13 protein-coding genes are annotated in these 13,724 nt (G+C 73.4%); 6 read left to right on the top strand and 7 right to left on the bottom strand.

Going from position 1 to position 13,724, the window contains the following annotated elements:
- Window position 1: 1 nt before the first annotated feature.
- Entirely contained in the window at window positions 2-1,060 is a 1,059-nt protein-coding gene (locus ABD236_RS33820; RefSeq protein ID WP_344081203.1) for a class I SAM-dependent methyltransferase, read from the top strand.
- A 51-nt stretch (window positions 1,061-1,111) separates the two neighbouring features.
- Here ABD236_RS33820 and ABD236_RS33815 read toward each other — a convergent pair whose 3' ends face one another.
- Complete coding sequence (locus ABD236_RS33815; protein ID WP_344081200.1) at window positions 1,112-2,182, bottom strand: ATP-dependent DNA ligase; 1,071 nt, start codon at window positions 2,180-2,182, stop codon at window positions 1,112-1,114.
- A 65-nt stretch (window positions 2,183-2,247) separates the two neighbouring features.
- Between ABD236_RS33815 and ligD the strand changes: the two genes are divergently transcribed.
- Window positions 2,248-3,273 (top strand): non-homologous end-joining DNA ligase, encoded by a 1,026-nt coding sequence (gene ligD, locus ABD236_RS33810; protein WP_344081197.1) that lies wholly within the window; start codon window positions 2,248-2,250, stop codon window positions 3,271-3,273.
- Between the two features lie 40 nt (window positions 3,274-3,313).
- Here ligD and ABD236_RS33805 read toward each other — a convergent pair whose 3' ends face one another.
- Window positions 3,314-4,063, bottom strand: a complete 750-nt coding sequence (locus tag ABD236_RS33805) for an IclR family transcriptional regulator (RefSeq protein WP_344081194.1) — start codon at window positions 4,061-4,063, stop codon at window positions 3,314-3,316.
- Window positions 4,064-4,423: 360 nt separating this feature from the next.
- Between ABD236_RS33805 and ABD236_RS33800 the strand changes: the two genes are divergently transcribed.
- Together ABD236_RS33800 and ABD236_RS33795 are read left to right on the top strand one after the other, a co-directional pair.
- Window positions 4,424-4,690, top strand: a complete 267-nt coding sequence (locus tag ABD236_RS33800; protein ID WP_344081191.1) for a WhiB family transcriptional regulator — start codon at window positions 4,424-4,426, stop codon at window positions 4,688-4,690.
- 243 nt (window positions 4,691-4,933) lie between these two features.
- Window positions 4,934-6,532, top strand: coding sequence for a GMC family oxidoreductase (locus tag ABD236_RS33795; protein ID WP_425544024.1), 1,599 nt, complete (start codon window positions 4,934-4,936; stop codon window positions 6,530-6,532).
- A 55-nt stretch (window positions 6,533-6,587) separates the two neighbouring features.
- On the opposite strand, the gene ABD236_RS33790 is transcribed toward ABD236_RS33795, so the two are convergent.
- From ABD236_RS33790 to ssgD, 3 genes are all read right to left on the bottom strand, one after another.
- A complete protein-coding gene (locus tag ABD236_RS33790; protein WP_344081185.1) occupies window positions 6,588-7,562 on the bottom strand; it encodes an acyl-ACP desaturase in 975 nt (324 codons plus the stop codon).
- Window positions 7,563-7,777: 215 nt separating this feature from the next.
- The gene (locus ABD236_RS33785) at window positions 7,778-9,418 is read right to left on the bottom strand and encodes an ABC-F family ATP-binding cassette domain-containing protein (RefSeq protein ID WP_344081181.1); all 1,641 of its coding nucleotides are present in this window, start codon (window positions 9,416-9,418) and stop codon (window positions 7,778-7,780) included.
- Window positions 9,419-9,704: 286 nt separating this feature from the next.
- Window positions 9,705-10,121 carry a spore wall synthesis regulator SsgD gene (gene ssgD, locus ABD236_RS33780; RefSeq protein WP_344081178.1) on the bottom strand — a complete coding sequence of 139 codons (417 nt, stop codon included), beginning with the start codon at window positions 10,119-10,121 and terminating at the stop codon, window positions 9,705-9,707.
- Between the two features lie 245 nt (window positions 10,122-10,366).
- Between ssgD and ABD236_RS33775 the strand changes: the two genes are divergently transcribed.
- Window positions 10,367-11,452, top strand: a complete 1,086-nt coding sequence (locus ABD236_RS33775) for a WD40/YVTN/BNR-like repeat-containing protein (RefSeq protein ID WP_344081175.1) — start codon at window positions 10,367-10,369, stop codon at window positions 11,450-11,452.
- Here ABD236_RS33775 and ABD236_RS33770 read toward each other — a convergent pair.
- The gene (locus ABD236_RS33770; protein ID WP_344081172.1) at window positions 11,449-11,757 is read right to left on the bottom strand and encodes a YciI family protein; all 309 of its coding nucleotides are present in this window, start codon (window positions 11,755-11,757) and stop codon (window positions 11,449-11,451) included. The two genes, ABD236_RS33775 and ABD236_RS33770, sit on opposite strands and share 4 nt — an antisense overlap.
- Window positions 11,758-11,795: 38 nt before the next feature.
- On the opposite strand from ABD236_RS33770, the gene ABD236_RS33765 reads away from it, so the two are divergent.
- The gene (locus ABD236_RS33765; protein ID WP_425544012.1) at window positions 11,796-12,512 is read left to right on the top strand and encodes an endonuclease V; all 717 of its coding nucleotides are present in this window, start codon (window positions 11,796-11,798) and stop codon (window positions 12,510-12,512) included.
- Here the strand turns inward: ABD236_RS33765 and ABD236_RS33760 are convergent.
- Window positions 12,509-13,723 (bottom strand): saccharopine dehydrogenase family protein, encoded by a 1,215-nt coding sequence (locus ABD236_RS33760; protein ID WP_344081170.1) that lies wholly within the window; start codon window positions 13,721-13,723, stop codon window positions 12,509-12,511. The two genes, ABD236_RS33765 and ABD236_RS33760, sit on opposite strands and share 4 nt — an antisense overlap.
- Window position 13,724 lies beyond the last annotated feature (1 nt).

Genomic DNA, 13,724 nt, shown 5'->3' with positions numbered 1-13,724 from the left:
CATGCCCGACAGCAAACGGATCGCCGAACTCCGCCCGTCGTACCAGGAGGAGCTGGCCCGTGGCACGGCCCGCTTCTTCCGGCCGGCCCGCACCGACTGCCCGTGGTGCCGGGGCCACGACCTGCGCCGCAGATTCCGCACCACGGACCTCATCCAGGGCAAGCCCGGCGCCTTCGTCCTCGACGCGTGCCGGGGCTGCGGGCACGTCTTCCAGAACCCGCAGCTCAGCCAGGAGGGCCTGGACTTCTACTACCGGGACTTCTACGACGGCCTCGGCGCGGAGACCACGGCCAAGATGTTCGAGGGCAACGGCAGCAGGAAGCGGTTCCGGCGCAGCGCCCGCGCGCTGCGCCGGGTCGCCCTGCCCGGCCGCTGGCTGGACGTCGGCACCTCGCTCGGCCACTTCTGCGCCACCGCCAAGGAGGTGCTGCCCGACACCGAGTTCGACGGTCTCGACCTGGGCGAGGGCGTCGAGATCGCGGCCAAGGAGGGGCGGGTCAAGCAGGCCTACCGGGGGCTGTTCGTGGAGCTCGCCGGGGAGATGGCGGGCCGCTACGACGCGGTCAGCATGTTCCACTACCTGGAGCACACCCCCGACCCGCACCGCGAACTCGCCGCCGCGCACACGGCGCTGGCGCCCGGCGGGCATCTGCTAATCGAGGTGCCCGACCCCGAGTCGTGGTCGGGGCGCCTGCTCGGCCGGCGCTGGCTGCCCTGGTTCCAGCCCCAGCACCTCAACATGGTCCCGATGGGCAACCTGTGCGGGCAGCTGCGGGAGCTGGGCTTCACGGTCGAGGTGGCCGAGCGGCGCGACGCCCACATCCCGGCCGACCTGGTGTGCGCCAGCTGGTTCCTGCTCGACCGGCTGCTGCCGCGCGACGACGCGCCCTGGCTGCCCCGCCGCCCCGGCCGCGCCTCCCGGGCCGTCCGCTTCACGCTGGTGTGGGCGGCGCTGCCGGTGCTGATCGCGGTGTACGGGCTCGACCAGCTGCTCAACCCGGTGGCGCGGCGGACCCGGTTCTCCAACGCGTACCGGGTCATCGCCCGCCGCGAGGGCTGAGACCCGTCCCCGGGCCCCGCCCGCGCCCCCGGCCCGCTTTGAGCGCGCCGCTCAGCCGCCCGACAGCACCTGCGCCAGGTCGTAGGAGACCGGTTCCTCCAGCTGGGCGTACGTACAGCTGTTGGGGGACCGGTCCGGGCGCCAGCGGCGGAACTGGGCGGTGTGCCGGAAGCGGTCGCCCTCCATGTGGTCGTACGCCACCTCGCACACCCGCTCCGGCCGCAGCGCCACCCACGACAGGTCCTTCTTGCCGGTCCAGCGGCTCTGCGCGCCGGGCAGCCGGGCGCCCTCGTGGGCGGCCTCGTCGAGCCAGGCCGCCCAGGGGTGCCCGCCGCCCACCGGGTCGTCCATCAGGAGCGGCGCCAGCTCCTCGACGAGCTCGGCGCGCCGCTTCATCGGGAAGGCCGCGCAGACGCCGACGTGCTGGAGGGCGCCGGCGCCGTCGTACAGGCCGAGCAGCAGCGAGCCCACGATGGGGCCGCTCTTGTGGACGCGGTAGCCCGCCACGACCACGTCGGCCGTGCGCTCGTGCTTGATCTTGTACATCAGCCGGGCGTCCGGGCGGTAGCGCAGGTCGAGAGGCTTGGCCACCACTCCGTCGAGCCCGGCGCCCTCGTAGTGCTCGAACCACTCCTGGGCCTCCTCGACGTCCGTGGTCGCCGGGGCCAGGTGCACCGGCGGGGTGACCTTCCTCAGGGCCTTCACCAGGGCCGCCCGGCGCTCGCTCAGCGGGGTGTCGAGCAGCGAGGCGTCGCCGAGCGCGAGCAGGTCGAAGGCGACGAAGCTGGCCGGGGTCCGCTCGGCCAGCAGGTTCACCCGGGAGGCGGCCGGATGGATGCGCTCGGTGAGCCGGTCGAAGTCGAGGCGCCCCTCGTGGACGATGACGATCTCGCCGTCCACCACACAGCGCTCCGGCAGCCGCTCCGTGAGGGCCTGAGCGAGCTCGGGGAAGTAGCGGGTCAGCGGCTTGCCGTTGCGGCTGCCGATGACGATCTCGTCGCCGTCGCGGTGCACGATCGCCCGGAAGCCGTCCCACTTCGCCTCGTACTGCATCCCGGGCGGAATCCTGGCGACCGACTTGGCGAGCATCGGCTTCAGGGGCGGCATCACCGGCAGATCCATACCGATGATTCTCACCGGACTGTGCCGATATGCGCCATTTGCGGAGCGCGCCTACCGTGGCCTGCATGGGCACGAGCAAGGGCGAGGCCGTCGAGCTGGACGTGGCCGGACGGGCCGTCCGGCTGTCCAACCCGGGCAAGGTGTACTTCCCGGAGCGCGGCTACACCAAGCTGGACGTGGCCACGTACTACCTGGCGGTCGCCGACGGGATCACCCGCGCCCTGCGCGACCGCCCGACCACCCTGGAGCGCTACCCGGACGGCGTGGACGGCGAGTCCTTCTTCCAGAAGCGGGCGCCCAAGAACCTGCCCGAGTGGATCCCCACCGCCCGGATCTCCTTCCCCAGCGGCCGGCACGCCGACGAGATCTGCCCGACCGAGCCCGCCGCCGTCCTGTGGGCCGCCAACCTGGGCTGCCTCACCTTCCACCCGTGGCCGGTGCGGCGCGAGGCCACCGACCACCCCGACGAGCTCCGCATCGACCTGGACCCCCAGCCCGGCACCGGCTTCGACGACGCGGTCCCGGTCGCCCACGAGCTGCGCGCCCTGCTGGACGAGTCGGGCATCAGGGGCTGGCCCAAGACCTCCGGCGGCCGGGGCATCCACGTCTTCGTCCCCATCGAACCCCGCTGGACCTTCACCGAGGTGCGCCGCTGCGCCATCGCCGTCGGGCGCGAGCTGGAGCGGCGGATGGCGGGAAGGGTCACCACCGCGTGGTGGAAGGAGGAGCGCGGGGAGCGGATCTTCGTCGACTACAACCAGACGGCCCGCGACCGCACCATCGCCTCCGCCTACTCGGTCCGCCCCAAGCCGCACGCCCCCGTCTCGGCGCCGCTGCGCTGGGAGGAGCTCGACGACGTGCACCCCGAGGACTTCGACCTGAAGACGATGCCCGCGCGGTACGCCGAGGTGGGGGACGTCCACGCGGACATGGAGGACCACGCCTTCAGCCTGGAGCCGCTGCTCGAACTCGCCGCCCGCGACGAGCACGAACACGAGCTGGGGGACATGCCGTACCCGCCGGACTACCCCAAGATGCCGGGCGAGCCCAAGCGGGTGCAGCCGAGCCGCGCCAAGAAGAGCGCCTCCTAGGATCGGTGGCCTACACCCCCGGTGGCTCCCGGAGGGGCGCCTACGCCGTGGGCGGGCGGCGCTCGGCCGGGGGCAGCAGCAGTATCTCCAGGGCCTGGGCGCACGCGCGTGCCTGCGCCAGGAACCAGGCGGCGCGCTCGTCCGTCATCACCGAGGTCGCGCCCCGCAGCGAGAGGGCGAAGCGGGCGTGGCCGGCGCGGTCCAGGACCGGAACGGCGAGGGTGCGCGTCCCGTACCCGTCCCCGTACGCCCCGGTGAGCGCGCTCCCGCTCTCCTCGCGCGCGAAGCCGTCGGCCCGTACGTCCGCCAACTCCTCGTCCAGGGCGGCCGGTTCGTCCGGCCCGGGCCAGGCGAGCAGCACCCGGCCCGGCGCCGTCGAGCGCAGCGGGCGGCGCAGCCCGGCCATCGGGGGCACCGGGCCGCCCGCGACGATCACCGCATGCGGGCCGCTGCGCAGCGCGAGGTCGGCCACCGCGCCGGTCCGCGCGGTCAGGTCGGCCAGTTCGGGGGCGGCCAGGTGCAGTCCGCGCCGGTGGTACGAGAGCCGGCCGAGCTCGGTCATCGCGGGCCCGAGCCGGTAGCGCGCGGTGCGCACGTCCTGCTCCAGGAAGCCCGCCGCCACCAGCGTGCGGGCCAGCCGGTGGGCGGTGGAGACGGGTAACCCCAGCCGCCGGGAGAGATCGGACGCGCTGAGGTCGGGGCCGTTGTCGTGGAAGGAGTGCAGCACCTCCAGGGCGCGCTGCACCGCCTGCGCGCCGGTCGGTGTGCGCACCGTGGTGGCCTCGGTCATATCGGCTCCCTGCCGGGTCGTGATCGACGAAGGGCTCCACACTACGGCCGGGCCTTCCGGTCGCTCAGGGCAACGGCGAAGGCGGCCGGAACCGCTCCGGCCCGCACTGTCAGTGGCCGGTGCGAGACTGAGGAGGAACGAGAACGGGCCATCCGGGCGCGCCGGTTGGGCGCAGCCGTGCGCCCGGACCATCGTGACCGGGAGGGCCCGGCAGGACGGGGGAGAGGGGCGGGGGAGCGTGATCGTCCGGCCGTAATCGGCCAAAGACCGCGAGGCGGAGGGGGCCGCCTGACGCGGGCGGCGCAAGGCGTTCAACGATCATTGACCGGACGTTGATCCGGCCCGGCCAGCATGGATGCCATGTCGATCAACACCACCATCGCCGGGCAGGAACTCGCCTGGCAGGAGACCGCGTTGTGCGCCCAGGCGGGGCCCGAGTTCTTCTTCCCCGCGCCCGGGAGCTCGACGCGGGAGGCCAAGATGCTCTGCGGCGGCTGCGAAGGACGCCAGGCCTGCCTGGAGTACGCGCTGGCGAACGACGAGCGGTTCGGCGTCTGGGGCGGCCTCTCCGAGCAGGAGAGACTGCAGCTCCAGCGCAGCCGTCAGCTGCGGCGCGGCCGGGCCTGAGAGCCACGAACCCGGCTGCCTCAGGAACGGCCGGGTTCCGCCGGCGGACGCGCGTGCCCGTTTCGGGGGCGGGCCGCGCGTCCGCACCCGCGCGTGCCCCCTCGGACCCGCTGGAGCCGGCGGAGCCGCCCATAGGATCCGGACGGTTCCGGTGCAGGATGCCCCACAAGCCCTGGCACGTCCGGCCCCGGCCGGTCATGCTGACAGCGGTGGAGGACCCGACGTCACGGCCTGGGGGGCGTGTTGAGGACAGCGGGCACGGCGGAGCGCACATACGACTACATCGTGGTGGGGGCCGGCTCGGCGGGCTGTGTGCTCGCGGCGCGGCTCTCCGAGGACCCGGGCGTCCGGGTCGCGCTCGTGGAGTCGGGCCCCCGCGACCGCAAGCCGGAGATCAGGATTCCGGCCGCTTTCCCGAAGCTCTTCAAGACCGCGTACGACTGGGACTTCACCACCGCGAAGCAGGAGGCGCTGGGCGGGCGCGAGCTCTACTGGCCGCGCGGCCACACCCTTGGCGGCTCCTCCGCCATCAACGCCATGATGTGGGTCCGCGGCCACCGCGCCGACTACGACGCCTGGGGCGAGGCGGCCGGGCCCGAGTGGGCGTACGACGCGTTCGTCCGCTACTTCCGCCGGGCCGAGCGGTGGACCGGCCCGACGCCGAAGGACTCGGTGTACGGCACCGAGGGGCCGCTGTGGGTCTCGCCGCTGCGCGACCCCAGCCCGCTCACCCTGGCCTTCCTCGCCGCCTGCCACGACCGCGGCCTCACCGGGCTCAGGGAGCTCAACGGCCCGGACCACTCCGGATACGCCACGACCCCCGTCAACCAGCGCAAGGGCCGCCGCTGGAGCGCCGCCGACGGCTATCTGAAACCGGCCGCGCGGCGCCCCAACCTGGACGTGTTCACCCAGACCCGGGTGCGCGGGCTGGAGTTCGAGGGCAGCAGGGCCACCGGAGTCCGCACCCAGGGCGGCCCGGGCACCCTCACCGCCCGCCGCGAGGTGATCCTCAGCGCGGGCGCCATCGGCTCCCCGCAGCTGCTGATGCTCGCCGGGATCGGTGACCCGGAGCGGCTGCGGGCGGCCGGGGTCGACGTCAGGGTGGCCTCGCCGGACGTCGGCCGCCACCTCCAGGACCATCTCGCGTACGCGGTGACCGTGCGCTGCCCCAGCCCCGTCACCCTGACCGGCGCGGACACGCTTCCCAACCTCGGCCGCTTCCTGCTGCGCGGCCGGGGGCCGCTGACCTCCAACCTCGCGGAGGCCGTGGCGTTCGTGCGCACCCGGCCCGACCTGGTGGCGCCGGACATCGAGCTGGTCTTCGCCCCGGCGCCGTTCGTCGACCACGGCCTCACCCCGCCCACCGAGCACGGCCTCACCGTCGGGGTGGTGCTGCTCCAGCCCGCCGGCGAGGGCCGGATCGACCTCGGCGGGACGGCCGCCACCACCCCGCCCCGGATCGACCCCGGCTATCTCACCGCCGAGGACGATCTGCGCCGGCTGCTGGTGGGGGTGCGCCGGGCGGAGCAGCTGCTGGCCACCCCGGCCCTGGCCGAGCACGTCTCGGGGCCGCTGGCGCCCTATCCGGGCGTCGTGGACGACGAGACGCTGGCGGCGGCGGTGCGCGGCTCGGCGGAGAGCCTGTACCACCCGGTCGGCACCTGCCGGATGGGCGCCGACCAGGGCTCGGTCACCGACCCGCGGCTGCGGGTGCGCGGCACCGAGGGGCTGCGGGTCGTCGACGCCTCCGTCATGCCGCGCATCACGCGCGGCCACACCCACGCCCCGACGGTCGCCCTCGCGGAGAAGGCGGCGGAGCTGATCCGGGAGGACGCGCGCTGACCGCCCGGAGCGACGGTCGCGGCGGTCTCAGGCGCCCCGCGAGGCGCGGCGGCCGTCAGGCCTTGCCGCGGGCCGCCAGCCGGGCCTTGCGCGCGGCGAGCTTCTCGTCGAACTTGCTCGCCTCCGCGTCCAGGCCGCCCATGTACAGACCGAGCTCCTCCTGCGCCTTAAGGCCCTCCGGGCCGAGCCCGTCGATGTCCAGGACCTTGAGGAAGCGCAGCACGGGCTGGAGCACGTCGTCGTGGTGGATGCGCAGGTTGTAGATCTCGCCTATCGCCATCTGCGCGGCGGCGCGCTCGAAGCCGGGCATGCCGTGGCCGGGCATCCGGAAGCCGACGACCACGTCGCGTACCGCCTGCATCGTCAGGTCGGGGGCGATCTCGAAGGCCGCGCCGAGCAGGTTGCGGTAGAAGACCATGTGCAGGTTCTCGTCGGTCGCGATCCGCGCCAGCATGCGGTCGCAGACCGGGTCGCCCGACTGGTGGCCGGTGTTGCGGTGCGAGATGCGGGTGGCCAGCTCCTGGAAGGCCACGTACGCCACCGAGTGCAGCATCGAGTGCCGGTTGTCGGACTCGAAGCCCTCCGACATGTGCGCCATGCGGAACTGCTCCAGCTTGTCCGGGTCCACGGCGCGCGAGGCGAGCAGGTAGTCGCGCATCACGATGCCGTGCCGGCCCTCCTCGGCGGTCCAGCGGTGCACCCAGGTCCCCCAGGCGCCGTCCCGGCCGAACAGGCTCGCGATCTCGTGGTGGTAGCTGGGCAGGTTGTCCTCAGTGAGGAGGTTCACCACGAGCGCGATCTTGCCTATGTCGGTGACCTTGGACTGCTGCGGCTCCCAGGCCTCGCCGTCCTCGAAGAGCCCGGGGAAGTTGCGCGCGTCCGACCACGGCACGTACTCGTGCGGCATCCAGTCCTTGGCCACCTTGAGGTGCCGGTTGAGCTCCTTCTCGACGACCTCCTCCAACGCGTACAGCAGTCGGGCGTCGGTCCACACGTCCGCGCTGCCGAGGTGGGGAGAGGTGATCGTCACGGGTACTCCAGGGGGACGGGGAAAGGGGACGGGCTACCTACGGCTACGTAGGTTACGAGACCGTAGGTTAAGCGGGCGGTAAGCCTGCTTCCAAGTCCCGTCCTCTTCCCGGTCCGCCACTCTCTGTCATACGCCCAGGTCAGGGTGGGTGGCGGAGAGGCAAGTCGGGCATGCCTCAGCTCTCCGCCCGCACCCTCAGCTCTCCGTCCGCACCCTCAGCTCTCCCCCCGCACCTCCTCCGCCGTGGTGTCGCGCAGTTCGCCGTCGAGCAGCAGCCACCGGGTGACCCCGATCGACTCCAGGAACGGCACATCGTGGCTGGCCACGATCAGCGCCCCCTCGAACGCGGCCAGCGCGTCCGTGAGCCGCCGCACGCTCGCCATGTCCAGGTTGTTCGTCGGCTCGTCCAGCATCAGCAGCTGCGGCGCGGGCTCGGCGAGCAGCAGCGCGGCGAGCGAGGCCCGGAAGCGCTCGCCCCCCGAGAGGGTCCCGGCCGGGCGGTCGGCGCGGGCCCCCTTGAACAGGAAGCGGGCGAGCCGGGCCCGGATCGCGTTGGCGGTGGCGCCGGGCGCGTACCGCGCCACGTTCTCCACCACGCTCAGCTCGTCGTCCAGCACGTCCAGGCGCTGCGGCAGGAACCGCAGCGGCACATGGGCCACCGCCTCGCCGGCCGCCGGGGCGAGCTGCCCGGCCAGCGCCCTCAGCAGGGTCGTCTTGCCGGCCCCGTTGCGGCCCACCAGCGCGATCCGCTCCGGCCCGTGGATGTCCAGGCTGCCCAACGGCCCCTGTGCGTACGGCAGTCGCAGCTCACGAAGAGTGAGCACGCTCCGGCCCGGGTGGACCTTGGTGTACGGGAGCTCGACGCGGATCTCGTCGTCGTCCCGCACCGCGTCGACCGCCTCGTTCAGCCGGTCCCTCGCCTGGGCGAGGCGCTCGGTCTGGAGGATGCGGTGCTTGCCCGCCGACACCTGGGCCTCGCTCCGGCGGCCGTTGGCGACGATCTTCGGCACCCTCTTGTTCTCGTAGCTCTTCTGGGCGAACCGCTGACGCCGGGCCAACTTGACGTGCGCGTCGGTCAGTTCCCGCTTCTGCCGCTGGACGTCGGCCTCGGCGGTGCGCACCATCCGCTCGGCCGCCTCCTGCTGCACGGCCAGCGCCTCCTCGTACGCCGAGAAGTTGCCCCCGTACCAGGCGACCTCGCCGTCGCGCAGGTCCGCGATCTGGTCGACCCGGTCGAGGAGTTCGCGGTCGTGGCTCACCACCACCATCACCCCCGGCCAGGCCGCGACCGCGTCGTACAGCCGGCGGCGCGCCCGCAGGTCGAGGTTGTTGGTGGGCTCGTCGAGCAGCAGCACGTCCGGGCGGCGCAGCAGCAGCGCGGCCAGCCGCAGCAGCACCGACTCGCCGCCGGAGAGCTCCCCGATGGTGCGGTCGAGGCCGACGGCGTCGAGGCCGAGCTGTCCGAGCGCGGCCCGGGCCCGCTCCTCCACGTCCCAGTCGTCACCGACGGCCGTGAAGTGCTCCTCGCGGGTGTCGCCCGCCTCGATGGCGTGCAGCGCGGCCCGCACCCGGTCGATGCCGAGGGCCTCGTCGACCCGCAGGCCGGTGGCCAGGGTGAGGTTCTGCGGCAGATAGCCGATCTCGCCGGCCGCGGCGACCCGGCCGCCGGTGGGGGTGAGTTCACCGGCGAGCAGCCGCAACAGCGTGGACTTCCCCGAGCCGTTGAGGCCGATCAGCCCGGTGCGGCCGGGGCCGACCGCCAGCTGGAGGCCGTCGAACACGGTGGTGCCGTCGGGCCAGGCGAAGGTGAGGTCGGTGCAGCCGATGTGCGTCGAGGACGCGGAGTACGTAGACATAAGTGTCTCCCTGTTGCGGGGAAGGGCGGGGGCAACGGGAACTGAGACACCGGTGTCAGGGCAGCAGCGGAGAACGCGAAGGGCCCTGGTCGTGGAGGACGGCTCGGAGGCAGGTCACACCGCGCGCGCGACACGGAAGGGAGTGCGCGAAACGGTGTCTCAGGTGCCTCAGACGAGCAACGTCCTACTCCGATCGACGACAACAGGGCCGAGAAGAACGTACGACGGGGCGCCGGCCGGGTGCAAACGATTTACGGCGCGGGATGTCCTGCCGTGGCGGACACGGTCAGCAGGCGTCGCGCAGCAGCGCGGTGAGGTCGCCGTCGAGGTCGAGATAGTGGTGCTCGTGGCCGGCCGGCACCATCAGCTGGGTGCGCTTGAGGAAGCGGCGCAGCTCGGAGGTGCGGATGTGCACCATCGCGGTGCCCTCCGGCGCGTGGAACTCCACGACCGTGCGGTCGAAGCCGTACGGCCTCACCCGGACGTCGCCCATCCCAGCGGAGGTGTCCACCCCCGTCTCCAGGAGTTCGCGCGAGAACGCCCAGCAGACCTCCACCCCTTCCAAAGTGGCGGGCGCGGGGAAGACCATCCGCACGGCGAACGGGTCCTCGCGGTCGTAGCTGAGCGTCGCGGGAACGGTCTGCACCCGAGGGTCGGACGCGATCAGGCGGGCCTCGACGGCTTGCTCGATGACAGTGGACAACGCCCTGTTCCCCTAACCTCACGACCGGGTACTTCTCTTCCTGCTGCTCACGAAGACGGCAGAAAACACGGTTGCGTGCACACAAGCCGAGGGTGAGCTGTGTCACCTGATCGCTACGTGTGCGTCACTTTCCGGTGCGTCACCGCGCGGCCCCACGCGGTGTTCAACGGTCTCCGGATTGATGTCGATACGGTCGAATTTCGCCCTCTGGACGCCCCTCGCGGGGTCGGCTAGCTTCCAGCGCCATGAAGCCCATGGGGAAGACGAGACGCATGCTGTCGGTGGGACTGGGCGGGGTGGCGCTGGTGGCCGCGCTGACCGCTCCGGCCCACGCGCACGGCCACGGCGACGGCCGCCCGGCGCCGTCCTGGCAGCCCACTCCGACCGGTGTGGACGCCAGGTTCCGGGGCCTGGCGGCGGTCGGCCGGAACACCGCGTGGGTGGCCGGGAGCAGGGGCACGGTGCTGCGGACCTCCGACGGCGGGCGCAGCTGGCGCGATGTGTCCCCTCCGGGCGCCGGGGAGCTGGAGTTCCGGGACGTGGAGGCGTTCGACGGACGGCGGGCCGTGGTGCTCGCCATCGGCGAGGGCGAGGCGTCCCGGGTCTATCGGACCGAGGACGGCGGCGCCACCTGGAAGGAGTCGTTCCGCAACCTTGACCCCAAGGCGTTCTACGACTGCCTCACCTTCTTCGACCACCGCCACGGCCTCGCGGTGAGCGATCCGGTCGACGGGAAGTACCGCATCCTGTCGACCGCCGACGGCGGCCGCTCCTGGAAGGTGCTGCCGAGCACCGGTATGCCCGAGGCGCGGCCCGGCGAGGCGTCCTTCGCGGCGAGCGGCCAGTGCCTGGTGAGCTCCGGGCCGCACGACGTCTGGCTCGCCAGCGGCGGCGCCGCCACCGCACGCGTCCTGCACTCCGCCGACCGGGGCCTGACCTGGACGGCGACGGACTCGACCATCCCGGCCGGCGACCCGGCGCGCGGCGTCTTCGGGCTCGCCTTCCGCGACCGTACGCACGGGCTCGCCGTCGGCGGCGACTACCGGGCCGGACAGCTCTCGCCCCGGGCGTCCGAGGCCACCGGGAACGGTGGCCGCACCTGGTCCCCGGCGCGGACCCCGGTCGCGGCCTACCGCTCCGGCGTCGCCTGGCTGCCGCACAGCCGCTCGGCCGCGCTCGCCGTCGGTCCCACCGGCACCGACGCGACCACCGACGGCGGCCGCACCTGGCACACTGTGGACACCGGCTCGTACGACACCGTCGACTGCGCCCCCGACGGCGGCTGCTGGGCGGCGGGTGAGAAGGGCCGGGTGGCGCGGCTGTCCCGCTAGGGCCTGTCGTCGGGCAGCTCCTGGCGGTACCGGTCGAGTCCGGGGGCGACCTTGGTCGCGTAGAACTCGGTGATCCGGTACGCGCAGACGCCGTTGACGCTGAAGGGGTCGGTCGCCGTGATCCTCTCGATCTCCGCGCGGTCGTCCCCGACGGCGAGGATGACCCCGCCCTCGCGGGGCTCCTTGCGGCCGGAGGCGATGAACACACCCGCCTCGTACTGCCCGTTCAGCCAGGCGACATGGGCGTCGAGCAGCTCGTCGACGCGGGCGAGCGGGGCCGTGTAGGCCAGGTCGAGTATGAACATGATCGTCAGGCTACTCCGGCCGCGTCTAGGCTGACGGGATGGTGACGCTCACAGAGATTCCCGAGGGCTGGCCCGCCGACGAGGCCGGGGCGCTGGCCGTGCAGGACGAACTGCGCGGCCGCGTGGTGCTCGACGAGCCCGGCCCGCCGCCCGGCACCGGCCTGGTCACGGGCGTCGACGTCGCCTACGACGACGAGCGTGACGTCGTCGCGGCGGCCGCCGTGGTCCTCGACGCGGCCACCCTGGAGGTCGTGGCGGAGTCCACCGCCGTGGGCCGGGTCGCCTTTCCGTACGTGCCGGGGCTGCTGGCCTTCCGGGAGATCCCCACGGTCCTGGCGGCCCTCGACGCGCTGAGCACCGGGCCGGGCCTGGTTGTCTGCGACGGGTACGGGCTCGCCCACCCGCGCCGCTTCGGCCTCGCCTCCCACCTGGGCGTGCTCACCGGGCTCCCGGTGATCGGCGTCGCCAAGAACCCGTTCACCTTCGCGTACGAGCAGCCGGGCACCGAGCGCGGCGCCGCCTCGCCGCTGGTGGCGGGTCCCGGCGAGGAGGTCGGCCGGGCCCTGCGCACCCAGGCCGGGATCAAGCCGGTGTTCGTCTCGGTCGGCCACCGGGTGAGCCTGGACAACGCCTGCGCCCACGTCCTGAGTCTGACCCCGCGCTACCGCCTGCCGGAGTCGACGCGGAGGGCGGACGCGCTGTGCAGGGAGGCACTGCGCACCGCGCTCCGGCCCGTACAACATCCCGTGGCCTAGCGCGCGTCGGCCACCCGGAAGCGGATGCCGGCCTTCTGGACGCGGTCCAGCAGCGCGTCACCCATCGCGGTGACCGTGGTCAACTGACCGGACAGGGGCGGCAGTTCGTCGAGGGCCAGACTGAGCGCCCCCTCCGCCAGGATCTTCGCCGTCTCCCCGTACCCCGGATCCCCGCCCGACACCTCGGTGAGGACGCGCCGCCCGCCGCCCTCCCCGACGAACCGCAGCGAGAACCAGCTGCGGTCGCGGCGCTCCTGGTCCGGGCCGCTGCCCGGCTCGTAACGGCTGATCAGCCACCGCCGGGCGGGCGGCAGTTGGGCCACGCCGAACGCCGCGCCCGCCCCGGCCACCGCCCCCAGAGCCATCGGCAGCCGCCGCACGCCCGCGAAGTGGCGGTAGCGGAAGTCCGGCCCGTAGCGGGCGTTCGCGGCGGCCGAGCGGGCCACCACCATCGGGTCCAGGACCGGCAGCGGCAGCGCCCACGCGCCGGTCTCGCGGCTGAAGTGCGGGGTGCCCAGCGGCGCCCGGGCCCGGCGCCCGACCAGCCGCGGCTCGTGCAGCCGCCGCTCCCGGGCCGCCCTCAGCTGCTGCGGGCCGCGCCCCATGGCGGTGATCGCCGAGGCCAGGGTGCCGCCGGAGAACATCGCGTTGGAGCGTACGAAGCCGTCCACCCGCAGCGGCACCCCCTCCGGGAGCCGCTGGACCGTGTAATAGACACCGAGGTCGCACGGCACCGAGTCGAAGCCGCAGGCGTGCACCAGACGGGCACCGGTCTCCCGGGCCCGCGCGTCGTGGCGTACGTACATCGTGTCCACGAACTCCGGCTCGCCGGTCAGATCGAGGTAGTCGGTCCCCGCCTCGGCGCACGCGGCGACCAGCCCCTCGCCGTACCAGACGTAGGGGCCGACGGTGGTGGCCACCACCCGGGTGGACTCGGCGAGGGCGCGCAGCGAGTCGGGGTCGGAGGAGTCCGCGGTGATCAGGGGGAGCGAGGCGCACGCCGGGTCGATCGCGGCCAGCTTCTCGCGCAGCCGCTCCAGTTTCGCGGCCGACCGCCCCGCCAGCGCCCAGCGGCAGTCCTGCGGCGCGTGCGCGGCCAGATACTCCGCCGTGAGCGTGCCCACGAACCCCGTGGCCCCGAACAGCACGATGTCGTAAGGCCTCGACGCCGCCTGCCGCTCCGTCCGCTGTGACCGCTCCGACCGCTCCAAG

It is taken from the genome of Streptomyces crystallinus, from assembly GCF_039521265.1.
GTDB classification, from domain to species: domain Bacteria; phylum Actinomycetota; class Actinomycetes; order Streptomycetales; family Streptomycetaceae; genus Streptomyces; species Streptomyces crystallinus.
Note: the sequence above shows the minus strand (reverse complement) of the source record. Positions and strands in the feature narration are given on the sequence as shown.

What these genes read in the sequence shown, in the direction of transcription:
- ligD (WP_344081197.1), top strand. Translation starts at nt 2,248, where the DNA reads ATGGGCACGAGCAAGGGCGAGGCCGTCGAGCTGGACGTGGCCGGACGG.
- ABD236_RS33775 (WP_344081175.1), top strand. Translation starts at nt 10,367, where the DNA reads ATGAAGCCCATGGGGAAGACGAGACGCATGCTGTCGGTGGGACTGGGC.
- ABD236_RS33815 (WP_344081200.1), bottom strand. Translation starts at nt 2,182, where the DNA reads ATGGATCTGCCGGTGATGCCGCCCCTGAAGCCGATGCTCGCCAAGTCG.
- ABD236_RS33785 (WP_344081181.1), bottom strand. Translation starts at nt 9,418, where the DNA reads ATGTCTACGTACTCCGCGTCCTCGACGCACATCGGCTGCACCGACCTC.
- ABD236_RS33820 (WP_344081203.1), top strand. Translation starts at nt 2, where the DNA reads ATGCCCGACAGCAAACGGATCGCCGAACTCCGCCCGTCGTACCAGGAG.
- ABD236_RS33770 (WP_344081172.1), bottom strand. Translation starts at nt 11,757, where the DNA reads ATGTTCATACTCGACCTGGCCTACACGGCCCCGCTCGCCCGCGTCGAC.
- ABD236_RS33805 (WP_344081194.1), bottom strand. Translation starts at nt 4,063, where the DNA reads ATGACCGAGGCCACCACGGTGCGCACACCGACCGGCGCGCAGGCGGTG.
- ABD236_RS33800 (WP_344081191.1), top strand. Translation starts at nt 4,424, where the DNA reads ATGTCGATCAACACCACCATCGCCGGGCAGGAACTCGCCTGGCAGGAG.
- ABD236_RS33765 (WP_425544012.1), top strand. Translation starts at nt 11,796, where the DNA reads ATGGTGACGCTCACAGAGATTCCCGAGGGCTGGCCCGCCGACGAGGCC.